General features: G+C 62.1%; 16 protein-coding genes and 2 pseudogenes. 9 read left to right on the top strand and 9 right to left on the bottom strand.

Annotated elements, in window-relative coordinates; all coding sequences use genetic code 11:
* The first annotated feature begins 27 nt into the window (after positions 1–27).
* From CTEST_RS10135 to CTEST_RS13600, 3 genes are all read left to right on the top strand, one after another.
* On the top strand, positions 28–996 hold the full coding sequence (locus tag CTEST_RS10135; RefSeq protein WP_047253629.1) for a quinone oxidoreductase family protein: 969 nt from the start codon (positions 28–30) through the stop codon (positions 994–996).
* 81 nt (positions 997–1,077) lie between these two features.
* Positions 1,078–2,526 carry an MFS transporter gene (locus CTEST_RS10130; RefSeq protein ID WP_047253628.1) on the top strand — a complete coding sequence of 483 codons (1,449 nt, stop codon included), beginning with the start codon at positions 1,078–1,080 and terminating at the stop codon, positions 2,524–2,526.
* Entirely contained in the window at positions 2,435–2,827 is a 393-nt protein-coding gene (locus CTEST_RS13600; protein ID WP_311775651.1) for an NAD(P)-binding domain-containing protein, read from the top strand. Before CTEST_RS10130 ends, CTEST_RS13600 begins: the two co-directional genes overlap by 92 nt.
* 77 nt (positions 2,828–2,904) lie before the next feature.
* Here CTEST_RS13600 and CTEST_RS10120 read toward each other — a convergent pair.
* Both CTEST_RS10120 and CTEST_RS10115 read right to left on the bottom strand, forming a co-directional pair.
* Positions 2,905–3,615: pseudogene (locus tag CTEST_RS10120) on the bottom strand (IS6-like element ISCef5 family transposase).
* Positions 3,616–3,948: 333 nt separating this feature from the next.
* Positions 3,949–4,326 carry a VOC family protein gene (locus CTEST_RS10115; protein WP_236686083.1) on the bottom strand — a complete coding sequence of 126 codons (378 nt, stop codon included), beginning with the start codon at positions 4,324–4,326 and terminating at the stop codon, positions 3,949–3,951.
* Between the two features lie 62 nt (positions 4,327–4,388).
* On the opposite strand from CTEST_RS10115, the gene CTEST_RS10110 reads away from it, so the two are divergent.
* Entirely contained in the window at positions 4,389–4,991 is a 603-nt protein-coding gene (locus tag CTEST_RS10110) for a TetR/AcrR family transcriptional regulator (RefSeq protein WP_047253626.1), read from the top strand.
* 106 nt (positions 4,992–5,097) lie between these two features.
* Here the strand turns inward: CTEST_RS10110 and CTEST_RS10105 are convergent, their stop codons facing one another.
* From CTEST_RS10105 to CTEST_RS10080, 6 genes are all read right to left on the bottom strand, one after another.
* A complete protein-coding gene (locus CTEST_RS10105) occupies positions 5,098–5,697 on the bottom strand; it encodes a class I SAM-dependent methyltransferase (RefSeq protein ID WP_047253625.1) in 600 nt (199 codons plus the stop codon).
* Between the two features lie 186 nt (positions 5,698–5,883).
* Positions 5,884–6,801 carry an AAA family ATPase gene (locus tag CTEST_RS10100; protein ID WP_052844372.1) on the bottom strand — a complete coding sequence of 306 codons (918 nt, stop codon included), beginning with the start codon at positions 6,799–6,801 and terminating at the stop codon, positions 5,884–5,886.
* Positions 6,794–8,230, bottom strand: coding sequence for a Mu transposase C-terminal domain-containing protein (locus CTEST_RS10095; RefSeq protein ID WP_047253624.1), 1,437 nt, complete (start codon positions 8,228–8,230; stop codon positions 6,794–6,796). The genes CTEST_RS10100 and CTEST_RS10095 overlap by 8 nt, the downstream gene beginning before the upstream one ends.
* Positions 8,231–8,239: 9 nt before the next feature.
* Positions 8,240–8,806 (bottom strand): recombinase family protein, encoded by a 567-nt coding sequence (locus CTEST_RS10090; RefSeq protein WP_047253623.1) that lies wholly within the window; start codon positions 8,804–8,806, stop codon positions 8,240–8,242.
* Between the two features lie 141 nt (positions 8,807–8,947).
* Positions 8,948–9,739: a hypothetical protein gene (locus CTEST_RS10085; protein ID WP_201774807.1), complete on the bottom strand. Its 792-nt coding sequence runs from the start codon at positions 9,737–9,739 to the stop codon at positions 8,948–8,950.
* Complete coding sequence (locus CTEST_RS10080) at positions 9,736–10,323, bottom strand: GNAT family N-acetyltransferase (RefSeq protein ID WP_047253622.1); 588 nt, start codon at positions 10,321–10,323, stop codon at positions 9,736–9,738. Before CTEST_RS10080 ends, CTEST_RS10085 begins: the two co-directional genes overlap by 4 nt.
* A 35-nt stretch (positions 10,324–10,358) precedes the next feature.
* On the opposite strand from CTEST_RS10080, the gene CTEST_RS10075 reads away from it, so the two are divergent.
* Both CTEST_RS10075 and CTEST_RS13430 read left to right on the top strand, forming a co-directional pair.
* Positions 10,359–11,384 carry an alpha/beta hydrolase family protein gene (locus CTEST_RS10075; protein WP_047253621.1) on the top strand — a complete coding sequence of 342 codons (1,026 nt, stop codon included), beginning with the start codon at positions 10,359–10,361 and terminating at the stop codon, positions 11,382–11,384.
* A 205-nt stretch (positions 11,385–11,589) separates the two neighbouring features.
* A pseudogene (locus CTEST_RS13430) lies at positions 11,590–11,889 on the top strand (recombinase family protein); the annotation flags it as partial.
* A gap of 116 nt (positions 11,890–12,005) precedes the next feature.
* Here CTEST_RS13430 and CTEST_RS13125 read toward each other — a convergent pair.
* Positions 12,006–12,371 carry a cytochrome b5 domain-containing protein gene (locus CTEST_RS13125; RefSeq protein ID WP_052844371.1) on the bottom strand — a complete coding sequence of 122 codons (366 nt, stop codon included), beginning with the start codon at positions 12,369–12,371 and terminating at the stop codon, positions 12,006–12,008.
* 54 nt (positions 12,372–12,425) lie between these two features.
* On the opposite strand from CTEST_RS13125, the gene CTEST_RS10060 reads away from it, so the two are divergent.
* The 3 genes from CTEST_RS10060 to CTEST_RS10050 are packed head-to-tail and all read left to right on the top strand — an operon-like array spanning position 12,426 to position 15,059.
* Positions 12,426–13,292, top strand: coding sequence for a TetR/AcrR family transcriptional regulator (locus CTEST_RS10060; RefSeq protein WP_047253619.1), 867 nt, complete (start codon positions 12,426–12,428; stop codon positions 13,290–13,292).
* 28 nt (positions 13,293–13,320) lie between these two features.
* A complete protein-coding gene (locus tag CTEST_RS10055) occupies positions 13,321–14,391 on the top strand; it encodes a sensor histidine kinase (RefSeq protein ID WP_052844370.1) in 1,071 nt (356 codons plus the stop codon).
* Entirely contained in the window at positions 14,388–15,059 is a 672-nt protein-coding gene (locus tag CTEST_RS10050) for a response regulator (protein ID WP_047253618.1), read from the top strand. The genes CTEST_RS10055 and CTEST_RS10050 overlap by 4 nt, the downstream gene beginning before the upstream one ends.
* Positions 15,060–15,083: the final 24 nt, after the last annotated feature.

The following is a 15,083-nucleotide window of genomic DNA, read 5'->3' as shown; positions in this document are numbered from 1 at the left end:
TGATAGAACGAGGGAAGGATGCAGCGGATGAAGGCTGTGCAGATCACGAGCTACGACGGACCTGACGGGCTGAGCTACGACGAGATCCCCGCGCCTGAGCCGGCGCCGGGGCAGATCGCCATCGATGTCGAGTACGCGGGAGCGAACTACGTCGAGGCCCTGTTCGCGGGCGGGTTCGTGCCGAACCCGCTGCCGTGGGTGCCGGGCATCGAGGCTTCCGGCCGCGTGCGCGGGCTCGGCGAGGGCGTCACCGGGTTCGCGCCCGGTGATCGGGTCGCGGCGCTGACGATCAACGGTGGAGGCGGGTACGGGCAGGTCGCCGTCACTCAGGCAGGGCTCGTCGCGCCGCTGCCTGCCGGCATGGACCCGGCGCTGGCCTCGGTGGTGCCGTCGAACACGACCACAGCGCTCATCGCGCTCGAACGCATCGCGCACCTCCAGCCTGGTGAGCATGTGCTCGTGCACGCCGCCGCCGGTGGTCTTGGATCGCAGTTCGGGCAGGTCGCCCGCGTCCTCGGTGCCGCCCGCGTTGTCGGGGTCGTCGGCAGCGAGGCGAAGCGGCAGGCCGCACTCGACCTCGGATATGACGAGGTCTGGCTCCGTGCCGAGCTCGACAGCGCGGAGCCGGGCCAGTTCGACGTGATCGCCGACCCCGTCTCCGGGCCGGGCCGCCAGACCAGTCTCGGGCTGCTGCGGCTGGGCGGCCGCATCCTCGCCGTCGGGGACGCGGCGCAGGCCGGTGACCAGGAGATCAGCAGCAACACGCTGTGGTTCGGCGGCATCGGAGTGCTCGGGTTCAACCTCGGCGCCCTCTCCGCGGCCGAGCCCGACCTGGTCGGCACCTACCTGCGCCGAGCCCTGAACCTGGTCGCTACCGGCGAAGTCAACGTGCACGTCGCTGAACAGGCTCCGATCCAGGATGCCCCGCGCGTGCTCGCCGCGCTGCGCGACGGCACGACGGTCGGCAAGACCGTCCTCGTCCACGAGACCGCCTGAATCGGGACTCGTCACCATCCTCTCGTGCGGTGCGAGACGCACCCGCGCGTCTCGCACCGCACCGACCTCAGAAAGACCCTCATGCCCGAACCCTCTGACACTCGCCTCTCCCGCTCGGAGCGGTGGAAGCTGGTCGTCCTGCTCAGCGCGAGCTTCCTCCTCGCGGTCGACTTCTCCGTCCTCAACGTCGCCCTGCCCGAGATCGGCCGTGACGTCGGCATCGAGGTCGCCGGTCTGCAATGGATCATCACGGCATTCGCTCTACCCTCAGCGGGCCTCGGTCTCCTCTTCGGGAGGCTCGGCGATCTCGTCGGCAGGCGGCTGCTGTTCTTCCTCGGCATCGCCCTCCTCGGCGCCGGTTCCCTCATGGGCGGACTGGCAGACACGGCATGGTTCCTCATCGTCGGCCGCGTGATCCAGGGCCTCGGTGCCGCGGCGGTAGCCCCGACCGCCCTGTCGTTGCTGACGACCTCGTTCGAGGAAGGCCCGCGCCGTGCCCGCGCCCTCGGGATCAACGGGGCGCTCATCTCAGCCGGGTTCACCACCGGCGCGCTGCTCGGTGGCTTGCTCACCGCCGGCCTGTCGTGGCGGGCCGCGTTCCTCATCAACGTGCCCATCGCCGTGATCGTGCTGATCTTCACCCCGATCCTGTTCACCGAGACCCGCCCCGCCACTAAGCCGCGCCTCGATCTGGCCGGCGCGCTGCTCATCAGCGCGGGCCTCACCAGCCTCGTCTTCGGCCTCACCATCGCCGGCGACACCGGTCTCGCGCACCCTGATCCGTACCCGTGGCTCGCCGGAGCCATCGTGCTGTTCGTGGTGTTCTTCCTCGTCGAGGCCCGCACGAAGGAGCCGCTCGTGGCGGTTGCCGTGCTGCGACGCCGCACGGTCGCGTTCGGGAACCTGGCAGGGCTGACGACGTTCTCGATGATGTCGTCGCTGACCTACCTGCTCACCCTCTACCTCCAGGACGTGCTCCTGATGGGCGCCGTCCTCACCGGCGTGATGATCGCTGTCATCGGCGCCGTATCGGTCGTGGCAGCGAACTTCACGCCAAGGATCATCGGCCGCTACGGGCAGAAAGCCCTCGTCGTCACCGCCCTCATCTTCCAAGGCGCTGGCACTCTGCTCATCGCGGTCGCCGGCGCCCACGGCCTCTCGTGGGCGATCGCACTGGCGGGGATCGTGATCGGTGCCCTCGGGCACATCGGCACCATCGTGGGCTACACCGTCACCGCGACCTCGGGCCTGCCCGATAGCGAGCAGGGCCTCGCGACCGGGCTGACGACCACGAGCCAGCAGGTCGGCCTCGCTCTGGGCACCCCACTGATCGCGTCCGTCCTCGCGGCGGGTCTCGCCGGTTCCGGCCAGGCCGGGACATCGGGGCTGCTCGGGGGCCTGACCGTCGCGATCGTCGTGAACGGGCTCCTGGTCCTCGCTGCCGCCGTCGCGGTGGCGGTCTTCCTCCCCGGACAGCGTCGCACCGCTACCCCTGCGGAACCTGCCGAAACGGTCGAGGCCCACGCATAGCCATCAACGAAAGGAACGTGTGATCATGACTGATCTGGGAATCATCGGCGCCGGGAAGATCGGTGCCGCCATCGCCCGCCTCGCCACAGGCGTCGGATACACCGTCACCCTCGGGAGCCGACGCGGACCCGACGGTCTGCGCCGCCTGGCCTCCGAGCTCGGTGCGAACGCCACCCCCGGAACGGCGGCAGATGCAGCCGCGGCAGGAGACATGGTGGTCGTGGCGGTGCCATTCAGCGCGATCGGTGATCTGCCGCGCGAGGAACTGGCCGGCAAGATCCTCATCGACGCGATGAACTAGGTGCTGTTGCAAACTTCAGGCGGAGAGCCGTGACGACCCAGTCTTCATCCTCTGATGCTCGCTGCGGGTCGGCGTTCTCAGGCAGCCTCGAACACCCGGCTGACGATCACCGCATCCGGGTTCGGTTGCCCGTAGGCAAACATCGCGCCCTGGCCTTTCCGTAATGAGTGCATCGCTTCCATCCCTTTCAACGTCCGGTACGCCGAGGTCCGGTTTTTGAACGCCCCCTTCGGTCCGAGGATCCGTTTCAGCCGCCCATGATCTCCTTCAATGACGTTATTGAGGTATTTCACCTGCCGGTGTTCCACGGTCTGCGGGCAGATTCCCTCTGACTTCAACTCGGCGATTGCCCTGGCCAGGGAGGGTGCTTTATCGGTGTTGATCACCCGCGGGGACCCGGTTATCGTGTTCGACCTCAGGGTCTTGGCCAGGAAACGCTTCGCTGCGGCGACGTTACGCTTTGGGGACAGGTAAAAATCCAGGGTATGCCCGCCCGCGGTGATGGCCCGATAGAGGTAGCACCACTTTCCCCCGACCCGGATATAGGTCTCGTCCACCCGCCAGGACCGGGCCGGCCAATCCGGGACTTGTCGGTACCACCGGGTCTGCTTGTCCAGCTCAGGAGCATATTTCTGGACCCAGCGGTAGATGGTGCTGTGATCGACCGGTACGCCGCGTTCGGTCATCATTTCTTCCAGATCGCGGTAGCTGAGCCCGTAGCGGCAGTACCACCGGACCGCTCACAGGATGATGTCACGGGGGAAATGACGACCGGAGAAGATGCCCATGGCTGTGATTATTTCACGCAGGTCTTCCTGTCGCCCGAACTTTGCAACAGCACCTTTTGCAGCGTCCCACCCGCTAGAAGGAACTTTTCACCTACAGTTGTCCCGTAAGCCGGTCTTCCGGGAAACGTACGTAAGAGGAACCTCCTACGGGACATTCGCAGAGGTTCCCTGCATTGTGACCTGAAAGAATCTCCTGCATCGCGTGGAGGCGCGACGCCGACGAGCAGCTCGGACTTGGCTCCAATCGGCTAGCCGTCAATGCCCGCGGATGTGGCCCTGCCAACGCAATGATCTCCACAACATCGTTCACAAATGCCGTACGCGAGGGGGCGGTTAGGACGGTTGCGTGAACTGCGCTTCGAACTCTACGCTCGGCGCGATTGGGGTGATGACATCAACCAGTACGCCGTTGGGGTCTGCGGTAATGAAATGTCTCTGGCCAAAGTCCTCATCGCGTAGTGGCGTGATTATCGGTAGGCCTGCGGCAATGAATTTGGCGTATGTGGCGTCGACGTCATCAACTTCAAAGTTGAGCAGTAGGCCGGAAGCAGTTCCTCGGTGCGACTCGGGCACGGTCTCGTGCTGGCCATCCAAGACGGCCAAGGCATGTTCCTCACGTTGCAGGTGGATATACCAGTCGCTTGAAAACAGCTGTTCAAAGCCGAAATGTTGCTGGTAGAAGGCAGCGGTGCCAGCCACATTTTCGGTCATGATTACGGGATAGGAGCTCGAGATGATTTGCATGTAAGAAAACTAACATACAGACTGTATGTATGCAAAAAGTTCAAGTCCAGACAAACGCTCAGCGCAGCGCTCAGACCAGACGGGCGCTGCTTGTCGCAGCACGGTCGCTTTTCATTGAGAAAGGGTTCACCTCCACATCCACGCCAGAGCTGGTTGAGCGAGCGGGGCTGACCCGTGGCGCGCTATACCACCACTTCAGGGATAAGAGCGAAGTCCTGCAAGCAGTGCTCGAGGAGGAGGCCCGCCAGGTCGCAGAGGAGATAGAAAATGCTGCGCCGGCCAACGCCAGCCCTGTCGATGACTTACGAGAGGGCAGCGTCGCCTACCTCAAGGCAATGGCAGTTCCGGGGCGTACTCGCCTCCTACTTATCGAAGGCCCGGCGGCTCTCGGTACGGTCACGATGGAAACAATAGACGAGGGCCATGCCGCCGCATCACTACGGGAAGGCCTCGAAGACGCAATGCCCGGACACGATGTCTCTGCCCTAACGAACCTGCTGTCGGCATCATTTGATCGGGCAGCACTGGATATTGATGGCGGTGGCGACAAAGATACGATCCAGGCAGCGATGCTTTTCCTCATTGACCGGGTTGTGACTCCCAATGGGTCTCGGCACGAAGGGTCTCAGTGAATAGACATTCTGGAATGCCCTGCTAAAGGCTGTGTGCCAATTATCGACGGCGAATTCACCGTCCGAAGTCCTCAGCGCAGGGCTTGAGCGCCCGCAAGGTGAACGTCTACCGGACAATCGCGCAAATTGCTGCGTGGGGCCGGTTGCCGGGATCTTGGCGCTTTTCGACTTCGATCACTTCGAACCCGGCGTCATGCAGCAGGCCACTCATCTGATCAACGGACCAGCAGTAAGCCGTGGTAACCGCGTGGTCAAGCGGTTCTGCGGATTCACCCTCGAAAAAGCCGACGAGCAGGCGCCCTTGTGGCGAGAGAACTCGCGCGAGCTCGATGAGAACTGGCGGTAGTTCTGCCGGGGGCAGATGAATCAGTGAATACCAAGCGAGCACTCCATTCAGGCTTCCATCGGCTGCGTCGAGGCCGCGGAGCGTGGAGACCTGGAACGATACATCGGGAAAGCGAAGTCGGGCACTCTCAATGAATTCGGGCACGAGGTCAATGCCTGAGATGTCGGCACCCCGTCTGTGAAGAAAATCCGTCCAATGTCCCGGGCCGCATCCGGCATCGATGATACGGCCACTAATCTGTTCAGCCCATCGTTCCATGTGGCTCCGATCAAGCTCATGCATGTCATCGATTGCCCCAAGAATAGCCGTGTACTCGGCTGCTCGCGCGGCGTAGGCCTGTTGAACCTGAGAATCAGTCATGCAATAAGTCTAGGGACTTGCAACCACGACCTATCGCGCGGTTTCCCGCTTCGTCGGCCTGAAAGCGGCGTTCCCCATGGAGACTGTCGAGCTGTCCCGTAAGACGGTCCTCCACCGGACACGCCAACCGCTGACCTGCTGCTTTGCTGTGAATCGCGGCGATGAATGTCGTGTTTCCCGCGCCGCTTATCGTCCGATGAGGAGTGCTTCTTGGGCGGCGTCGACGGCCTCTGGGATGAGGCGCGTCTGCTTGTTGATGTCGAGTATGCGGTTGACCTGGGTGACGAGTCTATCGGCGAGACGGAAGTTCCCGTTGGTGGCGCGGACGATTGCGGCGAGAGCTGCGGTGTGTGCGAGTTCGGAGTCGTCTGGGTCAGGGTCCGGGAGGCGCTGCGCGACGACGGCGGTGAGTTCGTCGTTGCGTAGAGCCCGGTATTCGTGGGCGAAGCCGATGCGGCTGTAGAGCTGGGGGTAGCGGGCGAGGCGTTTTTCGATGCCGGGCATGCCGATGAGGATGACGCCCATCCGGTGGCGGTCGTAGAAGTCGCGGACTTGTTCGAGGCCGGCGGTTTTGAGTCGATCGGCTTCGTCGATGATGAGCAGTTCGGTGTTCCCGCTGTGTTGGGACTCGGCGTGAACGAAAGGATCAACGTGCCCGTGCTGCGCGTAGTCGATGGCCCAGGAGATTTGCTGGCACGCACGGGGCAGGCCTTGATCGATCTGCTTGATGGTCGCGGCGACGGTGGGTGTGAAATATGCCGTGCGGCTTCGTTGGACCGCTTCGGGCACGGGCGGCAGTGGGCCCTTGCCGCGGGAGAGCGGGTACCACTGTTCCCATTCGTCGGTGCCGGCGTAGTTGCGTGCGGAGCGTGTCTTGCCGACGCCGGGTGGTCCGTAGCAGAGGCCGATGTAGCGGTGGGATCGGACGGTATCTGCGAACTCGGTGAATCGTCGGTGCTCACGTGTGGTCACGAATGCGGGCAAGGTGTCCGCGTGGGGCGGAGGCGCATCGGTGAATTCGTCGAAATGGCCGTTGAGGAATCGACGTCCATCATCGTCGGGCGTGAAGAGAAGAGACTGGGGTTTGCTGTCTGGGTCAGTCACTGGCGTAGGTCCTCAATCCGTGTCGTGCGGGAGGTATCGCGGCCTGGTCAGGTGGGTTGTCGAAGACCGTTGCAATCTCAGGTTGGTGGCGAGTGTCTTCGGGAAGGGAGCCTGCGTGAGTCGTGAGCTCCCGGAGTTGCTGTTTCAGAGCGCGACGTCGCGTGTTCCTCGCGGCGTGTAGGTCCGCGAAGGAGACAGTCTCGGAGGAGCGTTCGGGGGCGATTGCGCGGCAGAGGAATGTGTTGTCGTGGAAGATTCGTATCTCCCCGAGGTCGCGGGGGTCGTACCGCACCGTGACGTCTTCCCCGACGTACGCGGCGAGGACTGGGGAGATGTATCGGGTCGATGCGAACCGGATCCCATCGCGTTGCACACGACGGGTCGTCGCTGCGGTGAGTAGAAGCAGATCGATGTCTTCAAGGCGGGCGGGTGTTCGAGGGATGAAACTGTCGCTGCGCCATCGCTCGTGCGGGGCAGCACCCGTCGACGAGTGAATGCGTTCGTTGTATTCGTCGACGATGAATCGCTCGAGAACGTCATCGAGCTGGTGCAAGGTCAACGCGGGTTCGGTGATGGGCGATCCACCGGTGCCGTGCGGGATGAAGCCGGGCAGGTGCGGCAGCAGCTCGGTCGTGATCGTTCGGTAGAACCGTTCGATCTTGCCGCGCCCCTGCGGGACGCCGATCCGTGAGTGAATCAAGCGGACGTGCACGTCGAGGCACACGTGCTCGATCCTGGTCGAGGTGAAGTCGGACCCGTGATCGCTGTAGAGGATGTCCGGGAGACCCGACACCACCCACTTCGGGTTTCGTTTCCGAGCAATGGCCTGGTGGAACGCCAGCGCGGAATGCTCGGCTGTGGGTGCTGGGACGCTGACCGCGTAGCCTGTGATCGCTCGCGAGTAGTCGTCGAGCACGATCGTGAGCCACGGACGGACGGGCTGCTGCCGGTCATCGAGGATCATCACATCCAGCAGAGTGTGATCCATCTGCCACTGCTCATTCGGCGCGGAGGCAGTGCGGCGGTAGACCAGCTCGAACTTGTCTCGATAGGCCGCGTCCCCGCCGTCCGCGAGAGCGGTCAGGCCCGGGTCGAGCCCGTGCACGATATCGCGGACCGTGGTGTATCCCGGGGCGGATAGTCCTCGGCCCCTGGCGATATCACCGACACGGCGGTGGATATACGCGATGGTCGGCGCGGGACGCCGCACAGCAAGCGCCTCGATCGCCTTCACCAGCTCGGCGTTGATGCGCGTCGAACCCTTATCGCTGCGAGGTGCCCGCGAGAGCTGTCCCATTTCCATCCGGGCTGCCCAGCGTTGCAGGGTCCGTACTGCAACGCCGGAGTGTTCCGCAATGCGCGTCCACGGCACCCCGTCCTGGTGTTGGCGCACAAGCTCGGCTTTCTGCCGGTCGCTGAGGCGCGCCATGATTCCTCGTCAGGCCCGCTCGACGTGCTCGGCCAGGTGCCGGTAGATCGTGGGCCGGGATACCCCGAACGTATCGGCAATCTCTTGGACGGTGTGGCCGCCCTCGTCATACATCGCCCGGGCCTGCCGGATCTTCGTCGGCGTCATCTTGAACTTCGGGCCGCCCTTCCGGCCCCGGGCGCGCGCGGCCGCGAGACCGTCGTGGGTGCGCTCCACAATGAGGTCGTGTTCGAACTCCGCGATCGCGGCGAGCATGTGGAAAAACAGACGGCCTCCCGGCGTCGTCGTGTCGATGCCCTGCGAGAGGGCCTTCAAACCGACCCCACGCTGTTGCAGTTCGTCCGCGACCTGTTTGAGGTTTCTCACCGACCGGCCGAGCCGGTCAAGTTTCGTCACGACGAGCGAGTCCCCCTCGCGCAGATACCCGAGGGCTTCCGTCAGCGCCGGCCGCTTCGCCAGGGTGCCGGATGCGTGCTCGACGAAAATCTTGTCGCAGCCCGCCGCATTGAGCGCATCCGTTTGGCCGTCGGGATTCTGGTCTCGGGTTGAAACTCGGGCGTAACCGATCGTGGCCATGCCTCAGTGTAACGCGAACGCCGCTTGTTTTACATAGATTGCTGACACGGGTCGTGAGACACGACTCGCCGACCTAATCGACGAGGCTGCCGGCTGACTCATGAACGGTCGATTACGGACAGGTCCACGACCGCAGTTGGCTCAGCCTGCCGGTACGGTCACGGTGTCCCATGCCGAGTATGCAGCTGATGGCGCGATGTCGTTCCATCGTGCGAGCCATGTTCGGCGGAGCGTGGTGGGTCGCCAGGGAGAGTGGCGCAGGTCGAGGGGGATGAGGGGGTCATTGCGGAGCGCGGCTTCGAGGGCGTCGGCGAGGAGGATACGTCGGACGTCAGCATGGGCGGTGGGGTCGTCTTGTTTGATGGCTGCGTCCATGACGTCGTATGCGGCGTCGATGGGTCCGGCGGGCCAGAGCTCTTCCGCGATCGCCAGCGGATCTGTGACGCCTCGAATGTTGAGATCCCTCGCGGTTGCCGAGATCACGTACCGCCCCATAGCCGGGTCCAAGAGTGGCCGGAGATCGTGTGGACTCAGAAAGGTGCCGGTGGCAAGCGCGGCGGCGCCGGAGGCGAGGAGGGTTCGGCGTAGTGAGTCACGGGCAGCGCGTTCGCGCTCTGGTGCACTGACCGTGTAGAGACTCCACGAGCTATCCCACTGCAGGCGCCCGGCATCTTGTGTGAAGGCTAGGGCGAGTGCGGATCGATCTCGGTCTATGCGCCCACGTCCGGTATCGGTGAGTTGAAGCGTGCCTGAGCGTCCGCGTCCGCTTTGTGTCAGCTCGCCGGCTGCCTGCATTCGACGGATCGCGAGACGGACGGGCTGATCGCCGGTGCCAAGAAGGTGCGCCGTGTCGTATACGGGCGCAAGAGGCGCCTTCCCGCTCATCGGGAGGAACGCTTCGACGATGGTGCGTCCTGCGATCCGACTGCTCACGCGTTGACTCTCCGCTCCATGGTCGTGTAGCGATCAAAACCGTACACGCTGGACAGTGGGCCCATCGACCCCGTCGCGACCTGCTCGAACCCGCGGCGTCGATACAACGCTTCGGCACGAGGGTTCGTGTCCACGACCGACAGGCGAACAGAGCGCAGGCCTTCACTGCGGGCGAGCTCGACGGCAGCCTCCAGGAGGGCGGTACCTGTTCCCCGGCCCCGGCTCGCGCCGTCCACACAGATCCCATCGAGCACCAACGTGTCATCCATGTCTCCACGGGATAAGGGGCTGAGTACGAGCGTGGCCCGTGCCGCGGCGAGCCAGGGCAGGCTGGCCCGCAGAGAGCGCCAGGTCACAGGTACGGCGCCTGCGCCGTCGCGGTGGAAGCCGCACATTCCTACGAGATTGTTGCCAGACCGGGCAATGAGGGTTCGGTCCGACCGGAGCGACGCCGTCACGACGCTCAGACCCCGTTCCGCTGAGGCGAAGGCGGGGCCGAGTTTGCGGCTGAAGGCCGCCCAGTAGAGAGCGGCGACTCGACCCCGCTCCGTCGCGGTGAAGCCGCGCCCGATGATGATCTCCATCCATCGATACTATCGAATCATGTACGATCGTGCACATGATGAGAGCTTTTCGATGGGTGGCCATCGTGACCGTGACCGTGCTGGTCGTTGCTGTAGGCGCCGTTGGGGTTGGGTTGGCCGGCAACTCGTACGCGTTCGACGAGCGTCAGGTTGAGATTCCGCTGGCCACTGGCAGCCTGTCGGGCGTCTTGACGATGCCCAAGAGCGGCGAGGCTCACGGAGTCGTCGTGATGGTGCATGGGGACGGTCCCGTCGATGCAACGCAGAACGGTCTCTACGACCCATGGTTCGACGGCGCGGCCGCCAGCGGGTACGCCACACTCTCATGGAGCAAGCCCGGCGTCGGCGGGTCGGATGGTGATTGGCTCACGCAGAGTCTTCCCGACCGCGCCGCGGAGGTAAGCACTGCGGTCGACTGGGCCAAGGCGCAGCCGGACGTTCCGACGTCGACGATCGTCCTGTGGGGTGCGAGCCAAGCGGGCTGGGTACTCCCCGTGGTGGTCGCCGACCGCGACGACATTGACGGCGTTGTAGCAGTCGGTACCGCCATCAACTGGCTGAGGCAGGGGCAGTTCAACCTTCAATCGGAACTCGATCACGATCGCGCAGACGCCGAACAGCGCGCCCGCGCAGAAGCCGCAAGCGCCACCACGGATGCGCTCCTAGAGCGTGGGGCAAGCTACGAGGAGTATCTCGGTGAGACGACCGAGGCCGACCCCATGACCCTCGAGCGGTGGGGGTTCGTCCAAGGCAACTTCCGCGCCGACGCCACCAGCGATCTCGCCCGAGCGGCCACACGTCACATACCCTGGCTACTGCTGGCCGGCGAGCATGACCGAAACGTCGACGTCCACGAAACTGCCGAGGTTTACCTTGAAATCTTCGGCGGAGACGTCAAGGTCACATGGGTTGACGCGGTGCACTCTATGGCGCGCCCCATCGTCGACGATTCCGAGTTCATCGGCTTGGTCACGGGGGTGTTCTGGCCGCGCCTTCTCTTGGCTGACGGCGTCATCGACTCATACCGCGGGCTCCTCGATCAGGTGGCAGACTCCCACTGAGGCATGCCACGAAATGCGAACCGATCGCTTGTGCCGTCGCGGGGTGTCGTGGCGCCGCGCGACGGCTATCACCGCCGAAGCCGCGCCATCTAATTCCGCGACTCACATGCTTTGCTAATGGTGACCTATGAAGTGTCCGTATAGGGTGTACGGTGAGCTGTCCGGTGAAGGATCCCTATGTGACACACTGATCTACATGTCTAAGATCATGGTCGGTTACGCACGCGTGTCCACGGAGGAGCAAGACCTCACCGCCCAGCGTGATGCCCTGGCATCCCTCGGCGTTGAACCCGAACGCGTCTATGTTGATCATGGCTTTACCGGCAGGAACAAGAATCGCGCAGGACTTCACGAAGCCCTCGCCGCCTGCCGGGCCGGAGATACCTTCGTCGTTACCAAACTCGACCGCCTGGCCCGGTCCGTCCGAGACGCCCACGAGATAGCCGACGACCTCGCCAGACGCGAAATCAGACTCAGCATCGGTGGTTCCGTCCACGACCCCACCGGGTGCTGTTGCAAAGTTCGAGGCTGCCTGAGAACGCCGACCCGCAGCGAGCATCAGAGGATGAAGACTGGGTCGTCACGGCTCTCCGCCTGAAGTTTGCAACAGCACCTTTTGTACTATCCCTCTAGCTTCCCAACCACCGGCATCTTCTGCAGGATGTCGACGCCGTGGCCGGACTTTAAGAAGTGGGAAGTGCCGTCGGTGCCGGCTTTAATGTTGTGGTGAATGCCGCGGGCCCAAGATGGGAAAACGGACATGTCGTAGACGACACCGTCGACAAGAATCCAGCATTTGTCACCGTCTTTACAGTTTGCGGCGGCGAGTTCGGCGGACGAAATCTGAACCGAGGTCAAAGTATCCTGCTCGGCCGCGTTGAACGTCCGCTCAAATTTGGCGGGATCGTCGATGTTGGCTGGCTTTGGTAGAAGGAAAAATACCGCACAGCCAGCAATAACTACTAATACTGTAATGATGATCCACATTCGGAGCCTCCTTGATACATTATGTCTCATATTTATGATGATACACTGTGTCTCATGGTTGGCAAGAGGATTTCCGAACAAGAGACAAAGCAGCGCATGCTGGACATTGCAAGCGAGCTGCTCGTCGTATCGGGTCCCACTGTTGGGCTCGATGTAATCCGAATGGAAAAAGTCATCACCGCGGCGGAAGTTTCCCGCGCCAGCGCCTATAGGGCCTGGCCTTCCAAGGCTGACTTCCGATCAGACGCGCTGGTCACCGCTCTTGGACAGGTGACGATGCTGCCGGAAGGGCTTGCCGAAATCAAGCAGCTTAAGACGTTGATCGAATCCCACTCGAACCACTGGGACACGGCTGAGGGCCGCCGGTCGTTCGTCGTTAATGCGCTGCGCATCTCCGTGGATGCCGACATACGTCGCATGTTAGCGTCACCCCATTGGCGGCTTTTCGTTGGGATTTCCGCCAACTTCCCCGGTCTCGAGGACGAGCATCTCAAGGCCGATGTGGCCGCCGAGCTCGCGCGAATCCAACAGAGCTTTGTCACTCGTCGCGCCCGGATCTACCAGCAGGTATGCACTCTCATCGGATATCGACAGCGTGCTCCGTGGGTCGGCCCCGCAGGCTTCCGAGCGCTGTCTGAACTGGCCGGGCTTACGATGAATGGCATCCTCAACCGCGGTCTCTCCGATCCCGGCTGGCTCGATCAGCGCATTGAGCTTGCGCTTTTCGACGCGCCGGCCGCACTCTGGTCCCAAGCAGAAATCGCCATGCTGACCGTGTTACTTGGCCACCTCGAACCGGATCCAGCGGTGGAGTGGAATGAGGCCCGATACGCGGAGTCGCTGGCGTGGTTTGAAGAGTTCTCGAAAGAACTAGTTCGGGATTCTGGCGAAGCGCAGTCACACCACGGCATGATGCGGTGATGACTAGCATCTAGCTACTGTCTATGATGTGAAAGGTTTCCGGGCGGTTGACGCCATCGCAGCTGCTGTATTGGTCGCCCTGTCTTTTTTGGGGACGAAGTTCTCCAGTCTGTGGGACTTGGATCTGTGGCTCACTATCACACTGGGCATTGCTCCAGTCACGCGTAAGCGTTGGCCAAAATCGACATTCCTGGTGCTCTTCGCAATTCTCTCAGTATCGGCGCTCAGGGTTGAGATAACTGTCGCATGTATCTTGGTGGCTGGATTAGCGGCCTATATCGTCCGTCGGGACTTCGTCGAACCTACGCGCGCTGTTGCTACTGCGGTGCTGTTTTTGGGTGACATCGTTGGCCTAGCGATTTTCACGCCGGGATTAACTGATACCGATCCGCTCAAACGAGCCTTTTACGTTTTTTGGAGCGTCACCCTCCTTGCTGCATGCGCAATGATGGGTGAATTGCGTCGTCGAACCTTGGAAGCGCAGAAAGAGCTCTTGCAGCGTTCTCTGGAGGCGCAGCGCCAGCATATTGCTCGTGAAATCCATGATCTGGTCACGCATTCTCTGACCGTTATTACTGCGCAGGCCGATGGTGGCCGTTATGCCAATACTGAAGCAGCGAAGGATGAGGCGTTGGTGTCGATCGCACTGGTGGGCCGTGAGTCGCTTCGCCAGATGCGCTCCGTCGTGAGCTACCTGCGTGAAGGTGAAGGACACGCGGTGTCGCCAAGTATCGGGGCAAACGACATTCCTGAACTCATACAACAGATCAAAGGCATGCGTGTGAATTACAACCAGATCGGTGAGGCGCCGGACCAATTAGATGGTGCGGTGTCGTTGACGATCTACCGAATTGTGCAGGAAGCGCTGACGAATGCCCAAAAACATGGTGCCGGTAGCGCTGATCTTGAGCTGGAATGGCAGCCTGATCAAGTGAAAGTCACCGTGCAAAATCCCTTTGAAGTGCGCCCTAGCGGAATCGGACATGGAATTACCGGGATGCGTGAACGAGCCGAGCTAAGCGGTGGTTCTTGCGAATCTCGCCCTATCGACGGCTTATGGCAGGTCCGCGCTACACTTCCGCTGGGAGGCCGAGCATGAAGATTGCGCTTGTCGACGACCAGCCGCTGTTTCTCCATGGCATCAGTCAGATCATTGGTTCCCAGTCGGACATGGAGCTGATGTGGCAGGCGACAAATGGTGCCGACGCTTTGGATAAGGCTCAGCTGCAGCCTGTAGATGTGGTCGTAATGGATGTGCAGATGCCAATTCTCGATGGAATTTCCGCAACAGCTCAGCTTGCCGAGATTGCACCTGAAACAAAGTCGATTATCCTCACTACTTTCGATGATGAAGAGTATGTTCTCGGCGGTTTGGCTGCCGGGGCGAGTGGATTCATTTTGAAGGATGCTGAGCCAGAGGTGTTGTTGGAATCAATCAGAACGGTCTTTCGTGGCGACGCAGTAATTTCTCCACGGGCTACCAATCGGATTATCCACAGGTTGCAAGAACCGCAAATAACCAAAGTTTCGGCCACTGATCAGCAACGATTGTCTGATCTAACAAGCCGTGAACATGAGATTCTGGTGGCTATCGCAAAAGGATGGACGAACGCGGAGATTTGCGAGCGCTTCTTCATCTCTATGCCCACGGTGAAAACGCATGTAGGCCGCGTGATGGCAAAAACCAATTCTCGAGATCGAGTACATATCGCGCTGCTGGCATATCGTGCCGGTTTGGTTTCTAGAGAAGACCTGCTTGAGTCCTAGCGACATCATGCCTGGGTATGACGA

The organism is Corynebacterium testudinoris, assembly GCF_001021045.1.
GTDB lineage: Bacteria > Actinomycetota > Actinomycetes > Mycobacteriales > Mycobacteriaceae > Corynebacterium > Corynebacterium testudinoris.
Note: the sequence above shows the minus strand (reverse complement) of the source record. Positions and strands in the feature narration are given on the sequence as shown.

Bases quoted from the DNA above. Each gene is read 5' to 3' on its own strand.
- CTEST_RS10135 (WP_047253629.1), top strand. From the start codon at position 28: ATGAAGGCTGTGCAGATCACGAGCTACGACGGACCTGACGGGCTGAGC.
- CTEST_RS10130 (WP_047253628.1), top strand. From the start codon at position 1,078: ATGCCCGAACCCTCTGACACTCGCCTCTCCCGCTCGGAGCGGTGGAAG.
- CTEST_RS10115 (WP_236686083.1), bottom strand. From the start codon at position 4,326: ATGACCGAAAATGTGGCTGGCACCGCTGCCTTCTACCAGCAACATTTC.
- CTEST_RS10110 (WP_047253626.1), top strand. From the start codon at position 4,389: ATGCAAAAAGTTCAAGTCCAGACAAACGCTCAGCGCAGCGCTCAGACC.
- CTEST_RS10105 (WP_047253625.1), bottom strand. From the start codon at position 5,697: ATGACTGATTCTCAGGTTCAACAGGCCTACGCCGCGCGAGCAGCCGAG.
- CTEST_RS10095 (WP_047253624.1), bottom strand. From the start codon at position 8,230: ATGGCGCGCCTCAGCGACCGGCAGAAAGCCGAGCTTGTGCGCCAACAC.
- CTEST_RS10090 (WP_047253623.1), bottom strand. From the start codon at position 8,806: ATGGCCACGATCGGTTACGCCCGAGTTTCAACCCGAGACCAGAATCCC.
- CTEST_RS10080 (WP_047253622.1), bottom strand. From the start codon at position 10,323: ATGGAGATCATCATCGGGCGCGGCTTCACCGCGACGGAGCGGGGTCGA.
- CTEST_RS10075 (WP_047253621.1), top strand. From the start codon at position 10,359: ATGATGAGAGCTTTTCGATGGGTGGCCATCGTGACCGTGACCGTGCTG.
- CTEST_RS13125 (WP_052844371.1), bottom strand. From the start codon at position 12,371: ATGTGGATCATCATTACAGTATTAGTAGTTATTGCTGGCTGTGCGGTA.
- CTEST_RS10060 (WP_047253619.1), top strand. From the start codon at position 12,426: ATGGTTGGCAAGAGGATTTCCGAACAAGAGACAAAGCAGCGCATGCTG.
- CTEST_RS10050 (WP_047253618.1), top strand. From the start codon at position 14,388: ATGAAGATTGCGCTTGTCGACGACCAGCCGCTGTTTCTCCATGGCATC.